The organism is Flavobacterium sp. ZB4P23, assembly GCF_003970375.1.
In the GTDB taxonomy this organism is placed as follows: domain Bacteria; phylum Bacteroidota; class Bacteroidia; order Flavobacteriales; family Flavobacteriaceae; genus Flavobacterium.
This window is the reverse complement of the sequence record NZ_RYDK01000002.1, coordinates 242,957-262,270: the sequence shown is the minus strand read 5'-3', so window position 1 is coordinate 262,270 and position 19,314 is coordinate 242,957. Positions and strand designations below refer to the sequence as shown.

The 19,314-nt window shown below is 35.1% G+C and carries 21 protein-coding genes; 7 read left to right on the top strand and 14 right to left on the bottom strand.

The annotated features are described in order from the left end of the window. Positions 1-32 precede the first annotated feature (32 nt). The 5 genes from EKL99_RS04370 to EKL99_RS04355 all read left to right on the top strand — a co-directional run bounded on the left by EKL99_RS04370 (position 33) and on the right by EKL99_RS04355 (position 4,612). The gene (locus EKL99_RS04370; RefSeq protein WP_126576465.1) at positions 33-1,787 is read left to right on the top strand and encodes a M14 family metallopeptidase; all 1,755 of its coding nucleotides are present in this window, start codon (positions 33-35) and stop codon (positions 1,785-1,787) included. Between the two features lie 185 nt (positions 1,788-1,972). After that, positions 1,973-2,104 (top strand): hypothetical protein, encoded by a 132-nt coding sequence (locus EKL99_RS14760; RefSeq protein ID WP_255416280.1) that lies wholly within the window; start codon positions 1,973-1,975, stop codon positions 2,102-2,104. 159 nt (positions 2,105-2,263) lie between these two features. Further along, on the top strand, positions 2,264-2,878 hold the full coding sequence (locus EKL99_RS04365; protein ID WP_126576464.1) for a hypothetical protein: 615 nt from the start codon (positions 2,264-2,266) through the stop codon (positions 2,876-2,878). 2 nt (positions 2,879-2,880) lie between these two features. Beyond that, positions 2,881-3,174 carry a transcriptional regulator gene (locus EKL99_RS04360; protein ID WP_126576463.1) on the top strand — a complete coding sequence of 98 codons (294 nt, stop codon included), beginning with the start codon at positions 2,881-2,883 and terminating at the stop codon, positions 3,172-3,174. Between the two features lie 52 nt (positions 3,175-3,226). Next, complete coding sequence (locus EKL99_RS04355; protein WP_126576462.1) at positions 3,227-4,612, top strand: DUF4173 domain-containing protein; 1,386 nt, start codon at positions 3,227-3,229, stop codon at positions 4,610-4,612. Between the two features lie 40 nt (positions 4,613-4,652). Here EKL99_RS04355 and rluF read toward each other — a convergent pair whose 3' ends face one another. From rluF to EKL99_RS04335, 4 genes are all read right to left on the bottom strand, one after another. Further along, on the bottom strand, positions 4,653-5,465 hold the full coding sequence (gene rluF / locus EKL99_RS04350) for a 23S rRNA pseudouridine(2604) synthase RluF (protein WP_126562297.1): 813 nt from the start codon (positions 5,463-5,465) through the stop codon (positions 4,653-4,655). A gap of 109 nt (positions 5,466-5,574) precedes the next feature. Next, positions 5,575-6,423: an alpha/beta fold hydrolase gene (locus tag EKL99_RS04345; RefSeq protein WP_126461526.1), complete on the bottom strand. Its 849-nt coding sequence runs from the start codon at positions 6,421-6,423 to the stop codon at positions 5,575-5,577. A 38-nt stretch (positions 6,424-6,461) separates the two neighbouring features. Next, positions 6,462-7,241 (bottom strand): zinc ribbon domain-containing protein, encoded by a 780-nt coding sequence (locus EKL99_RS04340; RefSeq protein WP_126453591.1) that lies wholly within the window; start codon positions 7,239-7,241, stop codon positions 6,462-6,464. A 3-nt stretch (positions 7,242-7,244) separates the two neighbouring features. After that, a complete protein-coding gene (locus tag EKL99_RS04335) occupies positions 7,245-8,339 on the bottom strand; it encodes a Nif3-like dinuclear metal center hexameric protein (RefSeq protein WP_126461523.1) in 1,095 nt (364 codons plus the stop codon). 126 nt (positions 8,340-8,465) lie between these two features. Here EKL99_RS04335 and lpxK point away from each other — a divergent pair, with 126 nt between their 5' ends. After that, positions 8,466-9,491: a tetraacyldisaccharide 4'-kinase gene (gene lpxK, locus EKL99_RS04330; protein WP_126576461.1), complete on the top strand. Its 1,026-nt coding sequence runs from the start codon at positions 8,466-8,468 to the stop codon at positions 9,489-9,491. Beyond that, the gene (locus tag EKL99_RS04325; RefSeq protein ID WP_126563854.1) at positions 9,463-10,275 is read left to right on the top strand and encodes a purine-nucleoside phosphorylase; all 813 of its coding nucleotides are present in this window, start codon (positions 9,463-9,465) and stop codon (positions 10,273-10,275) included. Before lpxK ends, EKL99_RS04325 begins: the two co-directional genes overlap by 29 nt. A 3-nt stretch (positions 10,276-10,278) precedes the next feature. On the opposite strand, the gene EKL99_RS04320 is transcribed toward EKL99_RS04325, so the two are convergent. The 10 genes from EKL99_RS04320 to asnB form a co-directional block, all read right to left on the bottom strand. Continuing rightward, on the bottom strand, positions 10,279-10,521 hold the full coding sequence (locus EKL99_RS04320) for a response regulator (RefSeq protein ID WP_231507381.1): 243 nt from the start codon (positions 10,519-10,521) through the stop codon (positions 10,279-10,281). A 254-nt stretch (positions 10,522-10,775) separates the two neighbouring features. Beyond that, entirely contained in the window at positions 10,776-10,949 is a 174-nt protein-coding gene (locus EKL99_RS04315; protein WP_231507380.1) for an ATP-binding protein, read from the bottom strand. Positions 10,950-11,058: 109 nt separating this feature from the next. Beyond that, positions 11,059-11,154 (bottom strand): tetratricopeptide repeat protein, encoded by a 96-nt coding sequence (locus tag EKL99_RS14870; RefSeq protein WP_255416340.1) that lies wholly within the window; start codon positions 11,152-11,154, stop codon positions 11,059-11,061. Between the two features lie 217 nt (positions 11,155-11,371). Then, positions 11,372-12,382, bottom strand: a complete 1,011-nt coding sequence (gene gap / locus EKL99_RS04305) for a type I glyceraldehyde-3-phosphate dehydrogenase (protein ID WP_126461511.1) — start codon at positions 12,380-12,382, stop codon at positions 11,372-11,374. 67 nt (positions 12,383-12,449) lie between these two features. Further along, positions 12,450-13,319 carry a lipoyl synthase gene (gene lipA / locus EKL99_RS04300; RefSeq protein WP_126555059.1) on the bottom strand — a complete coding sequence of 290 codons (870 nt, stop codon included), beginning with the start codon at positions 13,317-13,319 and terminating at the stop codon, positions 12,450-12,452. A gap of 630 nt (positions 13,320-13,949) precedes the next feature. Further along, entirely contained in the window at positions 13,950-14,501 is a 552-nt protein-coding gene (locus EKL99_RS04295) for an RNA polymerase sigma factor (protein WP_126461508.1), read from the bottom strand. After that, positions 14,492-15,598 carry a glycosyltransferase gene (locus EKL99_RS04290; RefSeq protein WP_126576458.1) on the bottom strand — a complete coding sequence of 369 codons (1,107 nt, stop codon included), beginning with the start codon at positions 15,596-15,598 and terminating at the stop codon, positions 14,492-14,494. Before EKL99_RS04290 ends, EKL99_RS04295 begins: the two co-directional genes overlap by 10 nt. Before the next feature lie 112 nt (positions 15,599-15,710). Continuing rightward, positions 15,711-16,325 carry an FMN-binding negative transcriptional regulator gene (locus EKL99_RS04285; protein ID WP_126576457.1) on the bottom strand — a complete coding sequence of 205 codons (615 nt, stop codon included), beginning with the start codon at positions 16,323-16,325 and terminating at the stop codon, positions 15,711-15,713. Between the two features lie 78 nt (positions 16,326-16,403). Continuing rightward, the gene (gene murB / locus EKL99_RS04280; protein WP_126576456.1) at positions 16,404-17,417 is read right to left on the bottom strand and encodes a UDP-N-acetylmuramate dehydrogenase; all 1,014 of its coding nucleotides are present in this window, start codon (positions 17,415-17,417) and stop codon (positions 16,404-16,406) included. Between the two features lie 48 nt (positions 17,418-17,465). Further along, entirely contained in the window at positions 17,466-19,313 is a 1,848-nt protein-coding gene (asnB, locus tag EKL99_RS04275; protein WP_126576455.1) for an asparagine synthase (glutamine-hydrolyzing), read from the bottom strand. Position 19,314: the final 1 nt, after the last annotated feature.

The window sequence follows — 19,314 nt, the reverse complement described above, 5'->3', positions numbered from 1 at the left end:
ATATTGAATCCTCACCGATAAAAAGTAAAAAAATGAAAAAATACATACTATTCAGCTTGTTCAGTTTTGTTTTTTGGGTTACTAATGCTCAAAAAAATGGTATTGCTCCACAAGATTTAAATGGCATCCGTGCCATTGGTTCCCCTGCTAATCCCAAAGTAAAAATGACTTGGGATCAGTACCATGATTATGCACAGGTGACTCAGCTAGGAAGAGATTTGGTGAAGGCCTATCCAAATTTAGTTAAAATGGAATCCGTAGGGAAATCCTATGAAGGAAGAGATCTTTGGGTATTAACGATCTCTGATTTCGATTCCGATAAAGTTGAAAACAAGCCTGGTTTTTATATCGATGGCGGAATTCACGCAAATGAAATGCAAGGTGTTGAGGTTGCCATGTATACGGCATGGTATTTAGCGGAGAGTTTTCAAACTATTAAATTCATAAATACTTTATTAAAAGAAAAGGTGTTTTATATTGTAATGACTATCAGTCCTGACGGGCGGGAAAATTTTATTTACAAACCGAACAACTCTAATACCTCTCGTTCAGGAATGCGTCCTTTTGATAATGATGGTGATGGTCTGGTGAATGAAGATACGCTTGATGATTTAGATAACGACGGGAATATCGTGATGATGCGCAGAAAATCAAAAACAGGACGATGGAAAACAGATCCTAAATATCCTACTCGCATGTATCAGGTCAAAGGAGATGAAATAGGAGACTATGAAATGTTAGGGTATGAAGGTTTAGATAACGATAAAGATGGTTTAGTAAATGAGGATTTGATTGGGACGTATGATCCAAACCGAGATTGGGGATGGAATTGGCAACCTAATTATGTTCAAAATGGGGCATTGTTTTATCCAGGTACACTTCCTGAAACCCGTGCTATAAAAGCCTTTATTATCAATCATCCCAATATCGCCGGAGCACAAAGCTACCATAATTACGGCGGAATGTTTTTAAGAGGTCCTGGCGCTGCAGAAGACGATGCGTTATTTGCTCCACAAGATATTGAAGTGTACGATAATATTGGAAAGTTAGGAGAAAAAATGATTCCGGGTTATAATTATTTTGTAATTCACAAAGACTTGTACACTGTTTATGGTGGAGAAATTGATTTTTTGTCTTTGACTCGAGGGATATTTACTTTTAGTAATGAATTGATGACTTCCTATAAGTTATTTAACCAAAAAAATACCGCTGGACGATGGGATAATGATGAATTTAATGAATTTGATAAATACCTGTTGTTTGGTGATGGCTATGTAGAATGGAAGGAGTTTAATCATCCGCAGTTTGGCGATATTGAAATAGGAGGTCCAAAAAAGAATTACATTCGGAATCATCCGGGGTTCATGATCCAGGAAGATGCACACAGAAACATGGCGTTTTCATTGTACCATGCGTATCAGACTCCAAAATTAGAAATTGTAGGTATTGAAACTGAAAAGCTTTCAGGGGATTTAGTTGCAGTGACTGCCACAATTATGAATACAAGGATCATTCCAACCCATTCGCGACATGATGTAAAAAACAAGATAGAGCGTCCTAATTATATCAGTTTAGCGGGTAGTACCGTTGTAGCGGGTATGACAGTTCAAAACGAAGATTTGAATTTATTTACAGAACAAAAATTCAGTCCAGAGACCATTGCAGTACCTATTATTGAAGGGATGGGTAATGTAAAAGTAAGATGGATCGTTAAAGGAAATCCTTCAGGAGCAACGGTAAACGTTTCCAGTGCCAAAGGCGGAACAGTCTCTAAAAAAGTAAAATAGATAATGTACTTATACAAAAGGAGATTATTAAAAGTTAATTTTGATAACCTCCTTTTGTATTTTGAAGAGTTGATGTTGAATGGAAATTATAAAAAAATAACGTCATTAATATTTATAATCTTATTTCTTCTATGTCTTTGATAGAATAGTTTATATATTGAGAAAAATTATTAAATACAATAAAAATGAAAATTACAAATAGAGATATAAAAATATTTTTCTTAGGATTTGCTACCTTTTTTATTACCGAAACAATCTACGACTGGGATTCTACTATTGGTTCGATTAAAAGAGGTTGGGATGCGGGCTCAAAATAGATTTGTAGAAAACGAAATTTTTGACGCTAATCTTTTCCTTTAAATAGAAGACATTTCCATTTAATAAATATCTATTCTGTAAATTGTATTAAAATTAAATCGGTTTATATTTTAAAATCTAAAATAATAATTAACTTTGTATTCCAAAGTACTTTATTTATGAGCCAAAAACATCAAGAAGATTTATCGCATATTCGTTCCATGATGGAGCGCTCTTCCAGATTTATTTCATTAAGTGGCTTGTCAGGAGTATTTGCCGGGTTATTTGCATTAGCGGGATCATTTTATGCGTATCAATTGTTTAAAAATAATGGTATTGAATATTTTGATGGTAGTCAAAAGATGTATAGCTATGATTTAATAACCGAATTAGTTTTCATTGCTTTGGTGATTTTGATCTTAGCATTGGGATCCGGTATGTTTTTTACTTTGAGAAAAAGTAAAAAGTTTGATTTGCCGGTTTGGACTGCTACTACAAAGAAGATGGTACTAAATCTAGCGATTCCTTTATTAGTTGGAGGCGTATTTTGTACAGCGCTTTTATACCATCAATTATTTGCTTTAATTGCTCCTGTTACTTTATTATTTTATGGTTTAGCACTTGTTAATGCTGGAAAATATACTTTTTCGGATATAAGATACTTGGGTATATGTGAGATTATTTTAGGATGTATTTCCCTTTTTTATCTTGGATTTGGACTTGTTTTTTGGGCAATAGGATTTGGAATTTTGCATGTTCTATACGGATTAGTTATGTTCAAAAAATATAAATAGAAATGGGAATCATTGACACATTAAATAAAAGCTTCGAAAGTCGAGTCAGATTAGGTATTATGTCTGTTCTGATGGTAAACGACTGGATTGATTTTACAGAAATGAAATCGTTATTGAATAGCACAGATGGAAATTTAGCGAGTCATTCTTCGGCATTGGAAAAATCAGGATACATAGAGATAAAAAAAGAATTTTTCGGTAAAAAACCAAAAACCTCATATCGCGTTACCAATAGGGGTAGAGTTGCTTTTGTTTCGCACTTGAATAGTCTTGAAAAATTAATCAAATCCGAATAACTCGTTTTTTTAACTTTTTACTTTGAATTACAAAGTACTTTAAATTTTTATTATGAAAAAATTATATTTTATTTTAACCAGTAGTTTGGTTTTTACACTGCTTTTTTACAACGAGGATTTGGGTCTCAATTTGGCCATTTTCGGGATGGTGCAAACCGTCTTAATATGTTATTTTTTTCAAGAGAAATTCACCAGCAGGATGCATTTGCTTTTAGTAGTGACATCGGTTATGTCTTGCTTTGCATTTGCCTGGTATGGAGACCTTTCATCATTTTTTGCCATGGCTTTGTCGATTATTTTTTTACAATTCAAAACTCAGGAGCCAAAACTTAAATTGTTACAGGCTCTTCCTTTGGTGTTTGTCAACGGAATCGCTTCGTTAGGGCGCATATTTATGTTCAGCCAATATCTTCCTAAGCCAAAAATAAACAACGGTTTTGCTAAAAAACTGATTGCTTATTTTGTTATTCCAGTCCTATTTCTTGGGTTATTCTTAATTGTATATTCTTTTGGAAGCGATCATTTTTCCTCTTTCTTTACTGATTATTATTTAGATATAGATCCTTGGCAAGTATTTGTACTGACCGTTTTAGGTTTTTTTATTTCATTCACTTTATGGAATTATTGGATTCCGGAGGTTTGTTATAAAAAGAATGATTTACTGGACAATGATTTTAAGGATGAAGCCAAAATGCAAAATCTAAATTCATTTTCATTTCTTGATTTGGATTTCGAAAGAAAGAGTGGCGAGATTACCTTAGTGCTTTTGAATGTTATGCTTTTGGTGTTTATAGCGACCTATAACTACGAGCAGTTTTTTGAAACAATTCAAACATCCACATTAAGCGCAGCTACTCACGAAAGAGTAAATGCTGTCATTTTTTCTATTGTTATGGCGGTAGGTGTGGTCTTGTTTTATTTTAAAGGAGGATTTAATTTTGATGTAAAAGCAAATAATTTGAAACGATTAGCTAAAATTTGGATTCTTCTAAATGGAATTTTAATTATTAGTACGCTCATCAAAAACTCCGAATATATTTCTAATTTTGGTTTTACCTATAAAAGAGTGGGTGTATTTGCTTTTCTGATTTTGGCAATTATTGGATTAATTTTTACCTTTTTAAAAATTATAAATCAAAAAACGAATGCCTATCTTTTCAGTCAAATGGTTTGGTATTTTTACGGAACGATTCTTTTATGCAGTTTTGTGAATTGGGGGAATCTAATTACAAATTATAACATTTCAGTAAACAAAGGGGTAGAGCCTATGTTTTTATCCGGATTAAATTTTAATGATGAAATACGTAGAGCCTATTTTTTACGAAATAATTTAAAAGGTCAATACATTGAACTTACAAGAGAGAAGGAAATTAGTCGCATGCAATCCAATTCTTTTTTGTCTAAAGCGTTGTATTATGAATTTGTAACTAGTAAGTAAAAGCAAAATCCCATTCAGATGTGAATGGGATTTTTTTTGTTTAATAATCGCCTCGTCCTTTAAATCTAGGATCATCTCTTTTGATAAATTCCGTTCTTCTTTTTGGCACTTCTGTTTTTGGTAAACTGGCTTCTTCGGTTTTGATCGAAGGTTCGATGAGTTCGTTTAATTCTTTGATTTCGGCATCAGTCAAATCACGGAAACGACCCACAGGAATGTCCAGCGAAATATTGATAATTCGGATGCGTTTTAATGCCGTAACTTCATACCCCAGGTATTCACACATTCTACGAATTTGACGGTTTAAACCTTGTGTCAACACGATTTTAAAAATGGTAGAACTAATTTTTTCTACCTTACATTTTCGGGTGACGGTGTCTAAAATTGGTATGCCATTTCCCATTTTTTCAATAAAACGATCGGTGATGAGTTTGTTGACCGTTACGGTATATTCTTTTTCGTGATTGTTTCTTGCACGTAGTATTTTATTGACGATATCGCCGTCATTGGTCATAAAAATCAATCCTTCACTGGCTTTGTCTAATCGTCCTATAGGGAATATACGTTTGGGGTAATTGATGTAATCTACAATATTATTGCGAACCTCCAGATTTGTAGTGCATTCGATTCCTACCGGTTTGTAGAAAGCAAGATAAATAGGTTTTTCGTTTTTCTCACGGATTAGTTTACCGTCAATACGCACTTCATCATTTGGTGAAACTTTAGTGCCTAATTCCGGTACGACTCCATTGAGGGTTACTCGACCTTCTGCAATGATTTTGTCAGCTTCGCGGCGGGAGCAATACCCGGTTTCTCCTATGAATTTATTGAGTCGTTTTAGATTTTCTTCCATGATACAAAAGTAATGAATTTGGAAATAGTTATAGGAGTTTTGTATAATCTTTGTCATTTGGACAAAGCAGAAATGGCATAACGATCATACTATTCTGATGGTGTTTGTTCTACTCCGTTTCAAATAAAAAGCGGGAGACTTTTTTATACAACCCATCGTCATGCATGCTATGCCCTAACCCATTAGTTTCAATAAAAATAGAATTTTTCCAGGTGCTGGCTATTTTTTTTCCTTCTTCAAATAAAACAACTGTATCATTAGTGTCATGAGCGATTAATCCTTTTGTTTTTATTTTAGTAGCAAAATGCTTGGCTGAGAATTTTTCAAGTTTTAGTTTAAAATGGTGTAGATAATGTGCTTCAAGTCCTTTTGAAATTTTAGAGTTTAAACTCAACATTGCAATATAATTATCGAGAATAATTTTGAAATCACTCGGCGATCCTAAAATCACCATTTTCTCAATAGTGTTGTTTTGATAAACAGATTGATAATACAAGCAGGTTTTTCCTCCTAAGGAATGGCCAATTAGGTATTGCGGTTTAAATTTTTGAACTATAAAATCAATAGATTTCGCATATTGGGGAATATTAAATTCCTTTCCACTTGATAAGCCATGAGCAGGAGCGTCGATTGCTATGATTGTACTACCGGATTTTTTTAAATAGGGTACCATTTTTTTCCAGCGTGAGGCATTGCTTTCCCATCCATGCACGAGGAGTATTACAGTATTATTTCCTTTCCAAGTATAGGTTTGAATGTCGTGTCCGTTATGCTGAAAAGTTTCCGCAGCTGTTTCTTGTAGTATTTTAGGAAGTTTTGCAGCAGTAAGCCTGCCTTCTCGGGGTTCGCTAAAAAGAGAATAAGCAAGTTGGGTTGCCTTGTCAAGAAATACGTAGCTTAATAAATTTACGTATAATCCAATAGTTTTAGTAAACAGATAATAAAGTATTTTTTTCATAAAAAAAAGTCCCGATTGGTATCGGGACTTAACTATAATTAGAATTTAGAAAACAATTGTTCCATTTTCTCTTTTTCTTCGTCAGCCAATACACTGTCGACTAATATTCTTCCGGAGTGTTCATCAGTAATGATTTTTTTTCTGGAAGCAATTTCTACCTGTGTTTGTGGGGGTATCGTGAAGAAAGATCCTGCAGAGGCTCCTCTTTCGATAGAAACAACAGCTAAACCATTGCGAACACTTGTTCGGATTCTAGTGTATGCTTTTAGCAATCGTTCTTCTATTAAAGCTTGGTATTCTTGTGATTTCTCAGTTAAGAACGCTTCTTCTTTAGCTGTTTCTGCCATAATGGCGTCTAACTCTGATTTTTTATGCTTTAAGTGATTTGACTTCGCTTCTAATCTTTCTTTAGAACTAGAAATTACTTCTTTCTTGTGTTCGATTGAAGCTTTCATTTCTTTAATTTGTTTTTCAGACAACTGAATTTCTAATTCTTGAAATTCAATTTCTTTAGTCAACGAATTAAATTCTCGGTTGTTACGAACCGTTTCTTGTTGCTTAGTATATTTTTTGATGGACTCTTTGTGCTCATCAATTGCATTCTTTTTTACTTTGATTAGATCCTCAACAACTTCGAGTTCTCCTTTCAGTTTTTCTGAACGGGTGCTTAAACCTGCAACTTCATCTTCTAAATCGTCTACTTCTAAAGGAAGTTCTCCTCTTACGTTTCTGATTTCGTCAATTCTAGAGTCAATAAGTTGTAAATCATAAATTGCTCTTAACTTGTCCTCAACACTTAATTCTTTCGTATTCGCCATATTCTATAAGTACTTAACTGGATTTGAATTTTCTTCTGATAAAATAACTGCAAAATTAAGGATTTTTTTCCGAAGATACTCAACAATATAATTTTTTGTATAACGTTCGCTTTCAAAATGTCCTATATCGGCCAAAAGCAACTTGTTTTCGGCCTCATAAAATTGATGGTACTTCAAATCGGCAGTCAAATAGGCGTCTGCTCCGGCCTGAATTGCATTTTTTATGGCAAAACTTCCCGCTCCGCCAAGCACAGCTACTTTTTTAATTGTTGCACCTGTAAAACCGGAATGCCGAATTCCGCCGCACTCCATTTTTTCTTTTGCAAAAAGCAGAAACTCTTTTTCATTCATGGGATTTTTTAATTCGCCTATCATGCCTAAGCCAATATTTTGGTGTTGGTTTTGCAATTCATAAATTTCATAGGCCACTTCCTCATAGGCGTGGCTATTGAATAAGGCTTTCAGGATTTTTTTTTCTAAATGTTTTTCGAAAGTGACTTCGATTTTGATTTCGTCACCTTGTACAAATTCAAATCGTTCTCCAACTTGCGGATTGCTGTGCTCGTTTCCCATATAGGTTCCAATTCCTTTCGAATTAAAACTGCAATTAGCATAATTCCCAATCGTTCCCGCTCCTGCGTCAAAGAGGGCATTTCGTACTTCTTCCGCATTTTTAGGAATCGTGTAGGTTACTAATTTCCGAATGAAGTTTTGCTTTGGAATCAGGATTTTAGTATGTATTAATCCTAATGCATCACTAAATATTTTATTTACACCTTCTTGATGATTGTCTAGCGCAGTGTGAACGGCATATATAGCTATGTCATTTTTTATGGCTTTGATAACAGCGCGTTCCACGTAGTTTTTACCCGTTATTTTTTTCAATCCAGAAAATAAGATGGGATGAAAACAAACCACCAGATTGCATTTTTTTGCAATCGCTTCGTCAATTATATTTTCTAAAGCATCATGGCAAACTAAAATACCTGTAGCCTCCGTTTCCTGATCGCCAACCAATAGTCCTACATTGTCAAAATCTTCAGCATATGCGAGTGGCGCCATTTCTTCGAGTACGTCTATTATTTCTTTGATTTTCATGTTTTTGACTCTGATTTACACAGATATATATTTATACACAGATTTAAAGTTATTTTTAATTTGCGAAAATTTGTGAAATCTGTGTTAGATTTTTAAATCAAAGATAATTTATTCTACTTTCGTAAAATGAATTTACTTCGAAAATTACTATTCCCTTTTGCCGTTTTGTATGGTTTAGTAACGTGTATTCGAAACTTTCTTTTCGATAAAGGGGTTTTAAAATCATACTCGTTTGAATTGCCCATTATTGCTGTTGGGAATCTTAGTGTTGGAGGAACCGGAAAAACGCCCCAAATTGAATATTTGATTCGCTTGCTTTCGGATAAATATAAAATTGCTACACTAAGTAGAGGCTATAAAAGGCAATCGAAAGGTTTTATTTTGGCAGAAGCCACTTCGAATGCAGAAACCTTGGGAGATGAACCTTTTCAGTTTTATCAAAAATTCCCATCGATTCAAGTTGCGGTTGATGCCGACAGAAAAAATGGAATAGAGCAATTGCTTTCGCAATCCATAAAACCAGAAGTGATTTTGCTTGATGACGCTTTTCAACATCGAAAAGTAAAAGCGGGTTTTTATATTTTATTGACTTCTTATGGTGATTTATATTCGGATGATTGTATGTTGCCAACCGGGAATTTACGCGAAAGCAAAAGCGGAGCGGCAAGAGCGAATGTGATTATGGTGACTAAATGTCCTCATAACCTTTCATTTGAGGAGCAGGATGACATTAAAAAGAGGCTAAAAGTTGGTAAAAATCAAGAATTATACTTTACTTTTATAGCATACGATGGTTATATTTATGGTGAAAATTTAAAGATAAAGGGGAATGAAATTCAAGATGCTGCTAAGGTACTAGTGGCAGGAATTGCAAAACCGGAACCATTTTTCGCCTATTTTAAGGATACTAATGAGGTCTGTTTGTCTTTTCCGGATCATCATAATTTTACCGATAAAGACATTTTAGAAATTAAAAAGTTAGCTCAAAACAACATGATTATCACTACCGAAAAAGATTATATGCGATTGAAAGGAAGTTTACCAAGCGGACAACTCTTTTATCTGCCTATAAAAAGTACTTTTATTTCCGGGAGTGAAAATTTTGATAAAACAATTACAGATTATGTGGGAACAAGTACAGGAAACCGTTAGTTACATTAAGCAAAGAATTGATTTTACGCCAGAATATGGTGTGATTTTAGGATCAGGATTAGGGAGTTTTACCGATGAAATGAAGGTAGAATATACACTGCCCTACAATGAAATTTTAAATTTCCCTGTATCGACGGTACCAGGTCATAAAGGGGCCTTGGTTTTTGGAACAATAGGCGGTAAGAAAGTAGTGGCCATGCAGGGACGGTTTCATTTTTACGAAGGCTATTCGATGACTGAAGTGACTTTTCCGGTGCGAGTGATGAAGTTTTTAGGGATTGAGAAATTAGTGGTTTCAAATGCATCAGGCGGTGTGAATCCGGCTTATAAAGTAGGCTCTATTGTGATGCTTACGGATCACATCAATATGACGCCGGAGCACCCTTTACGTGGGAAAAATGACGAACGTTTTGGACCTCGTTTTGTAAATATGAGTGAGCCGTATTCGAGAAAAATGATTGCAAAAGCGACTGAATTAGCTAAGCAACTTCATATCGAGGTTCATGAAGGAATTTATCTGGGGCTTCAAGGGCCTACTTTTGAAACTTTGGCTGAATATAGAATGGTCAAGATTCTTGGTGCAGATTGTGTTGGGATGTCAACCGTTCCTGAAGTAATTGTGGCCCGTCACATGGATCTGGAGACCTTTGGAATTTCTGTAATTACGGATATGGGTAATGAAGAAAGTATTGGCACTATTTCACACGATGAAGTATTGGAAGCAGCAAAAAAAGCTGAACCGCAAGTGAGGAGTCTTATTAAAGAATTGATTTTAAACTATTAATGACTAGATGTATTCAGCGATTGTTATGTAAAATTCCTCTGGGGCGAACGGTTTTGTAATGACTTCATTCATTCCAAAAGACAAGAGCATTTTGCGGTTTTCATGCAATGTGATCGCCGTAAACGCTATGATGGGGGTGGTTTTATCAAATATTCTAATCAATTCTGTAGCGATTGTGCCGTTGATACCCGGTAAATGAGCGTCCATAAGAACCAAGTCAAATTTGCTTTTTCGAACTAAATCAATGGCATCTTCTCTATTGTCAACTAATTCACAAATGATTCCCTTTATAGATGAGTATCTTTTTAGTGATCATTTGGTTGATTTTATTGTCCTCTACCAAAGTATTTTTTATTCAACAATTTTGAATCATAGTTTGCTTTTGGTTTGGTTTCTTCTTGTAGTGGTTGTTCGCTTATTTTAAAGTCCAGCAGGAATGAAAATGTAGATCCTTCTCCTAACAGTACTTTTTAGTTTAATTTGGCCGCCCAGTATTTTAATTAATTTTTCACGATAGTTAATCCTAGCCCCGTGACGCCATGTTTTTGATTTACTTCTATGGAACTTTGGGAAAAATTGTCAAAAACACTTGCCAGTTTATCTTCGGGGATTCCAATTCCGGCATCAGTAATTTCATAATATAAAGTTGCATTTTCATTCTGCAAAGAGTGCAGTTTGGTAATTACGTGTACGGCTCCGTTTTGTGTAAATTTTAGCGCATTGTTGATTAAATTTCATTTGGGTTTTCTACCAATAACAAATGGGTAATTCCGTTGATGGCATTCAGAGGGGTTTAAAACTTGAAAATAAAGTAGCGCTCTTAGAGAACGTTTCTATGGCGTTATCATACTCTTTTAAATCAAAATAAATTTTACCCAGATTATAATTCTGAAGTGCTTGATCTTCTATGTTTTTATTTCGAGTCGCATAAAGGATTGCTTTTTGAGGGTGTAGCAGTGCCTCTTTTAATTGTTAGTTTGAATGCTGGAGTTCCTTAACTAGTGTAATATAAAATACTGTCCGTTTTCTCTGTAGATTGAGGAAACAGTGAGGAGTAAAAAACAATAATAAACACGAAAAAATAATTCATTTGTAATTAAATTTTTTCGTGGTTATTTTCTGTCAATAGTATTAGGTCAATTATTCTGGATGAATAACCAATTTCATTATCATACCATCCAACTACTTTTACCATTTTATCAATAACCGAAGTGAGTTGAGCGTCGAATATACAAGAATTTTTATTGCCAATGACATCAACTGAAACAATTGGGTCCTCGGTATAATCTAAAATACCTTTTAAAGTAGTTTGTGCAGCATTTTTGAAGGCGGCATTTATTTCCTGTATTGTTACTGTGCGCTTTACATTGAATGTGATGTCAGTCAAGGAGCCGTCAGGGACAGGTACCCGGATGCCGCAACCGCCAATTTTACCTTCAAACTCGGGAAATATTTTTGTCAACGCTTTTGCAGCGCCAGTTGTTGTGGGTACAATAGATTGACTTGCTCCTCTGGCGCGACGCAAGTCTTTATGTGGTTGGTCGTGCAGACTCTGGTCTGTGGTGTACGAGTGAATCGTAGTAATGTAGGCTTGTTCTATACCGCAAAGGTCATTGATTACTTTGATCATTGGAGCGGCATTATTGGTAGTACAGCTGGCATTTGATATAATGGTTTCCGTTCCGTCAAGTATACAGTCATTGACACCTAAAACGACTGTTTTGATAGTGTCTACTTCTGATGGTGCGGAAAGGATTACTTTTTTGGCCCCAGCCAAGATATGGGCATTCAGCGCTTCAAAAGTCTTGTATTTACCTGTGGATTCGATTACGTAATCAATGTCTACACTTTTCCAGTCCAGATTGGAAATGGTTTTTTCATGGAAAAACAAAAAATGATTTCCGTCTACCAGAATTCCTTTTTCATCATCGCTGACCGTAAAGGGTAACACCCCGTGAATACTATCATATTTCACTAAATGGGCCATTGTTTTCTTGTCGGCAATATCATTTATGGCAACAACTTCTATTGAGGGATGGTTTAAAAGTAATCGGAATAAATTTCGGCCGATTCTTCCAAAACCATTTATGGCAATTCTTGTTTTCAAATGGATTCGTTTATTCATTTATTCGTTTATTTGGTTAACCGATTAAACAAATAAACGAATAAACTATTTATAAAATATGTTTTTGTGCTTTATATGAGGAACGTACTAATGGTCCGCTTTCTACATGACGGAACCCTAGTTCTAAACCAAATTTCTCGTATACTGCAAATTGATCGGGTGTTATGAATTCTTTTACCGGCAAATGTTTTTTGCTGGGTTGCAAGTACTGACCTATTGTAACAATATCCACATTGGCTTCCCGCAAGTCCCGCATGGTTTGAAAAACTTCGGCTTCCTGCTCGCCCAGACCTAGCATAATACCTGATTTTGTTCTCTTAATTCCTTTTTCTTTCAAGTAGCATAATACGGCTAAACTTCTGTCGTATTTTGCCTGAATGCGGACTTCACGGGTTAATCGGCGTACCGTTTCTACGTTATGCGAAACTACTTCAGGATTGGCTTCTACGATACGGTCAATATTTCTTTCGATACCTTGAAAATCAGGAATCAGCGTTTCCAGTGTTATATTGGGGTTCATTCTTCGAATGGCTTTTACGGTTTCTATCCAAATGATTGAGCCGCCATCTTTTAAGTCATCTCTGTCAACGCTGGTAATCACGGCGTGTTTGATATTCATGATTTTGATAGAACGCGCTACCTTCTCGGGCTCATCCCAATCTACGGTTTCGGGTCTTCCTGTTTTTACCCCGCAAAAACCACAAGAGCGCGTACAAGTGTTTCCCAGAATCATAAAAGTTGCTGTTCCTTCACCCCAGCATTCACCCATATTAGGGCAACTTCCGGAGGCACAAATTGTATTTAAGCTATATTTGTCCACTAAGCCACGAAGCTCAGTGTATTTTTTTCCTATTGGGAGTTTTACCTTCAACCATTTTGGCTTTGCAGTTGGTAAAGTATTTTCTAAAACTATTTCCATATTTAAATTTTCAAAGTACAAAGATAAGGAATAGAGTTTATTTGTAGATTCGTTTCGTTGTTTATTTGAATAAAGAGATACGGATACTTTGGCAGTACTAGAGTCGCTTTTCTTAGGAAGTAGTCGTTCTGATTTTCGGTATATCCATGCTTTTTGCTATGTTTCTCGAAATGGCGGCAAGGGATACCACTACCATCAGAGCTCAATTAGATTAAGGTACACTCGTAAAAAAAATCAGGTATAAAAAAGCTTCAAAATGAATGGAATCTTTTTTATATCTACTATTTGTTTTCTATTTCATTTTTGGAATTATTCAATTTGTTAGAGTTTTATGGAATAATGAAGTATATGTTTTTCATGGTTGTGAAGATGTAGAAAATTCTCAAGGATATGTAAGTAATTATAAAGAAGGAGATATTATAGGAAGACCGTTAGTTTATTTTACTTTTTTTGGAATAGTGACGAGTCTGATAATAGACATATATTGAATTTAAAAAACAAGATAAACTTTTTAAGTAAGTTACCCTTTTTGATATTTCCAATAATAATTTTGAGGCTTTTATATTCTTTTGGTTTAGATAATAAATTTGAAAATCAAAAAATAGATTTGCTATATTCTTTAAGATAAATTTACCTTCTACTTTTAATGATTTCTGCCAATAATTTCTTGGCACGAAGCAACTTAATTTTGACATTACTTAGCGGCTCATCAATCTTGTTAGCAATTTCCTGGTAACTCATTTCCTGAAAATAACGCAACTGTATCACCTCTTGATAATGGGGTTTCAATTCTTTAATGAATTGCAGTAATCGGGAAAGATTTTGTTCCGTTATCAATTCATCTTCCGCAGATGGAGTAGTGTCGGCAATATTGTAGGCTTGCTGGTCGTGTTCATCGGTAATTTCTACAAAAAGACTCGATTTTTTTTTCCGCAATAAATCGATGTGAACGTTTTTTGCAATAGCAATAAGCCAGGTGTTGAACTGGAATTCCGCATTGTAAGTGGCTATTTTATCAAAAGCTTTCGAGAACGTCTCAATGGTGATATCTTCGGCATTGGTTTCGTTTTCGGTGCGTTTCAGCATAAAACCATATACTTCATTCCAGTAATGATTCAACAGAAAAGTGAAGGCAACTTGATCGCCTTGTTTTGCTTTTTCTATCTGTTCGTTTATTTCCAATGGACTGGTTTTGAGAATGTATTTGTTATAAAAACATTGATTTGAGTAAATAGCAATACCAATTCAATTATTGGATACCAATATACAACATCTTTTTCTTTTAATTTGCCTGCCGAAAATCCGATGACAATCCATGTTACAAGATACCGAAGCGCAATTAAACTAAGCACTAATATCCATTGGAATTGAAAAGACAGCAATACAATGGGCAATAAAATGAATAACAATTGCGAACAGTAAAACAGACCTAATTGTAATTTATCAAAAGGTTTGTAATAATTTGCCGTAGCCACATGTCGTCTTTTTTGAATCAGCCAGTCTTTGTAAGTTTTTTTTGGTCTGGAAAGCGTAATGCTTTCCGGCGTGAAAGCAATAGTGGTATTTCTAGCATTTGCCGCCTGGTTTACAAATAAATCATCGTCACCGGAACGAATTTGCATGTGATCAATAAAACCATTTACATTGAAAAACTCTTCTTTTTTATACGCTAAATTTCTTCCTACACCCATGTACGGATGTCCTGTTTTTGCCCAGGAAAAATATTGAATCGCGGTTAACAAAGTTTCAAAACGAATTATTTTATTCAGGAAAGAATTGGCAATTTTTTCATATTTCCCATACCCCAACACGATAGTTTTTTGCATCGTAAATTGAGAACTCATGGCTGTTATCCAGTCCTTTGAAGTGGGATAACAATCCGCATCAGTGAATAGTAAATACTCTTTTTTTGCGGCTTTTATTCCTAATGTCAACGCATATTTTTTGTTTCCCCAAAAGGCTTCGTTGTTTTGTACTTTTACCAAACGAATATTTGGATATTGTTTTTCAAAACCTTCAAAAATAGCCAGAGTAGCATCACTTGAGGCATCGTCAATCAAGACAATTTCAAAATCAGGATAGTTTTGTTCCGCCAGTAAAGGGATGAAATTTGCTGCATTTTCTTCTTCGTTTTTGGCACAAACAATAACTGAAATGGGGATTCTTTTTGGTGTTATTTTTTGGATTTTGGCGAAAGCAAATTTCCCAAAAACACCTAGATAATATAAAATTTGAACCGCAATAATAAAAATAAAAAAGTAAAGAATTAGTATAAGCATCTGAGTTTAATGAGTGTTTAAATCCCCGATCCCGAAGCTTCGGGACGGCAGAGTGCAAAGGTATGAATAGAATTATGAATTGTAAATTATAAATTATGATTTTTAAAAGAATTTATAGTGGGCATTTCTTCATCTCATTTGCAACTGCTATTGACTGAAAATCTTTTGTTTTTTCTAACTCAGAAATGATGTTTTGATGGTTTTTTTCGTCTCTGTTTTGAGATAATTTTTTTGTGGCTTGAATTTCAGTTATTTCAATTTCAAAGGCGACAATACCGCGAGTTTGCATCATGGTTTTTTTAGATAAATCTGCTATACGAATCGGGTTTTCAGAATTCTGTTCGTACTTATCGACCAGTTTTTTTAAGGATTCAATGATGGCTTCTCCTTCAATAATTTTTATTTTTCCGTACACATGAACCGCAATATAGTTCCATGTTGGAACATTTTCATGATCGTACCAAGAAGAAGAAATATAACTGTGAGGTCCGGAAAATACAGCTAAAATTTCGTCGTTGTCTATAAAACCATTCCATTGTGGGTTTTCTTTAGAAATGTGCCCACATAAAATTTCCTTGCCTTCTTTGTTGGTTTCCAGTTCCAAAGGAATATGTGTGGTACACAATTTCCCATTGGTTTGATTGATTAAAATACCAAAACTATTCTCTTGCAGAAATTTTTTGATTTCTTCCTGATTTTCGTTTTTGTAGATTTCTGGAGTGTACATTTTAGGATTGGGTTTTTGGGAATTAGGAATAGGGATTAGTAAAACGATTTTAAAATTTATTGGACTAATGCCTAGCACCTAAATCACATTTACTTCGGCCTCAATATGGATGCCAAAAATTTTAAAAATAGTGTCCTGAATATTTTTAGAAACATTCAAAATTTCCTGTCCGGTTGCATGACCATAATTCACTAAAACCAGCGCTTGATTTTTATGGATTCCGGCATCGCCAAAACGTTTTCCTTTGAAACCGGCCTGTTCTATCAGCCATCCAGCAGGAACTTTTACTTCAGTTTCTGAAATATCAAAATATTTCATTTCAGGAAATTTCTTGTAAATTTTTTCGAAATCGGATTTTAACAGAATCGGATTTTTAAAGAAACTGCCACTGTTTCCCAATGCTGCCGGATCGGGTAATTTGCTTTGTCGAATGGTAATTACAGCATTGCTGACGTCCTTTAAAGTCGGATTGCTGATGTTATTTTTGGTTAATTCAGCCGAAATATCGCCGTAAGAAGTATTGATTTTATGGTTCTTTTTAGTCAATTTAAAAACAACTGATGTAATGATGTATTGGTTTTTTATTTCGTTTTTGAAAATACTTTCCCGGTAACCAAAATGACATTCGTCCTTTGTGAAAATTTTTATTTCCTGATTTGCTACCGTCATTGCTTCACAGGAAACAAAAGTATCTTTGATTTCAGTTCCGTAAGCACCAATGTTTTGGACCGGCGTAGTCCCTACATTTCCGGGAATTAGCGACATGTTTTCTAATCCTCCAAAATTTTGATCGATGGTCCAAAGCACAAATTCATGCCAGTTTTCGCCCGCCTGACTTCTGACCCACACAAAGTCTTCGTTTTCTTCAAGGATTTTTTTGCCTTTCAAATCGATATGAATCACAAGGGCATCAATGTCTTTTGTCAAAAGCATGTTGCTACCTCCGCCCAAAATAAATTTTTGCTGCGTTTTATTTTCTTGTAAAATAGTTATCAAATCCTGTATAGAATGAATGGCGACAAACTGTTTTGCTTTGGCTTCAATACCAAATGTGTTGTATTTTTTTAAAGAGAAATTAGGTACTATTTCCATAAAAGAAAGGGCGTTTTGTGTTGTTGAATCCTGCACCAAAAGTAAGGATTAAAATTTAGTTGCATACGTTTTCATCCAGATATGCATCATAAACAACGGCATTATGTACGGCGTCATTCTGGTGTCTCCTTTTTGTAAATTCATTATCAGTTTCTGGATGTGAATATGTTCAAAATAAGGGATTTGAAACAGATCACTTTTTGCGAAAGACTCTAGTTCGTCTTTAAAGGCGGGACTCTTTGTGATATAATCGCCCCAAGGCGCACTCAAACCTACTTTTCTGAATTTCTGAATTTCATTTGGTAAACGTTCTTCCATTGCTTTTTTTAGAATGAATTTCCATTTTTTTCCTGAGAAGAGCCACTTGTCATCCAATGATCCGAGACCGACAACTAATCTTGGGTCCAAAAATGGTTCCCTGCATTCAATGGATGCGCCCATTGTACAGCGATCGTTCCTGTCCAGAAGTGAGCATAAATAGGTGTGTTGGTCAAAATAAAGGGCTTGTCTCCGTAAGTTATCTGGATACAAAGATTTTGCTTCTTTATAAATTTGTTTTCGGTATTCGTTTTCAGGAGGGGTATTGATTCCAAAAGTTTCCGCAATATCATTTGGATAAATAGTAGAGCCATTATAAATAACCAAATCAGATTTTTTACTAATTTGAGCATAACGCATTAACTTCTCGTAGCGTGGTTTTTTTGTAAAAAAATCTAGATTGCCAATGGCTGCAATAGAATTCAATAATGAGGGATATTGTAGGGTTTTGTAGCGTACATAACCACCCATTAACTCATCAGCACCTTCGCCGGAAAGCAATACTTTTACGGAAGGTTTTGCCATTTGAGATACCGCTAAAAGGTGCGGTTCACTTAAATGCATGATGGGTTCATCCTGAAAATAAGTGGAACGTAGTAACTGGTTATAAAGATTTTCATCCTCTAATTGCATAGTTTGAAATCCATAATCGAATTTCTCGGCCATCATTTTTGCCAGATGTGCTTCATTGTGTTCTTTCTCTTTGAAACCCATATTAAAGGTCTGGATGCCGTTGTATTTCTGGTGGTGTAACGAGGCTAAAATAGAGGAGGAATCCAGTCCACCACTCAATAAAACACCTACAGGCACGTCGCTTACCATGCGCATTTTAACAGAATCATCAAAGGTTTCCCGAAACCATTCGACTGGATTTTTTATTTCAGGTTGGTTTTGAATTTCCTTTTTTAGATTCCACCAGTTTTCCATAATGGTTTTTCCGCCTTCTTCAATAATTAGGCTATTGCCAGGCAGTACCTTTTTTACGTGTAGGTACAGCGTGTTTTCTCCAGCTACAAATCGGTTAAAAACATATTCTTCCAGTCCGTCTTGCGCCATTTTAAGCGGAACTCCAGCCGTGAAAAGTGCTTTTTGTTCCGATGCAAAATAAAAGCTCTCGTTGTAAAAAGAATAATATAGCGGTTTAACGCCCATTCTGTCTCGAACAAGAGTCAGCTTTTTTTCTAATGTATCCCAAACAGCAAAAGCAAACATACCATTTAGGCGGTGGAGCATTTTTAAACCGTACAATTGAAATAATTTCATCAAAACCTCCGTGTCTGAGGTCGTTCTGATATCAAATCCATTACTTTTTAACTCTGGATAAAATTCTTTGTAGTTATAAATTTCGCCATTATAAATGAGCACATATCTTCCGTCTTCGGATAGGAAAGGCTGGTGTCCGGCTACTGAAACATCCAAGATTGAAAGTCTTCGGTGTCCAAAACCAATATTGTTTGCTATAAATAATCCTTTGTCATCCGGACCGCGATGTTTCAGAGAATCCCGCATATTAGTAAGAACGCGTTCGTTTACTTTTTTCTGAGATTGTAAATGCAAGATTCCATTAATTCCACACATA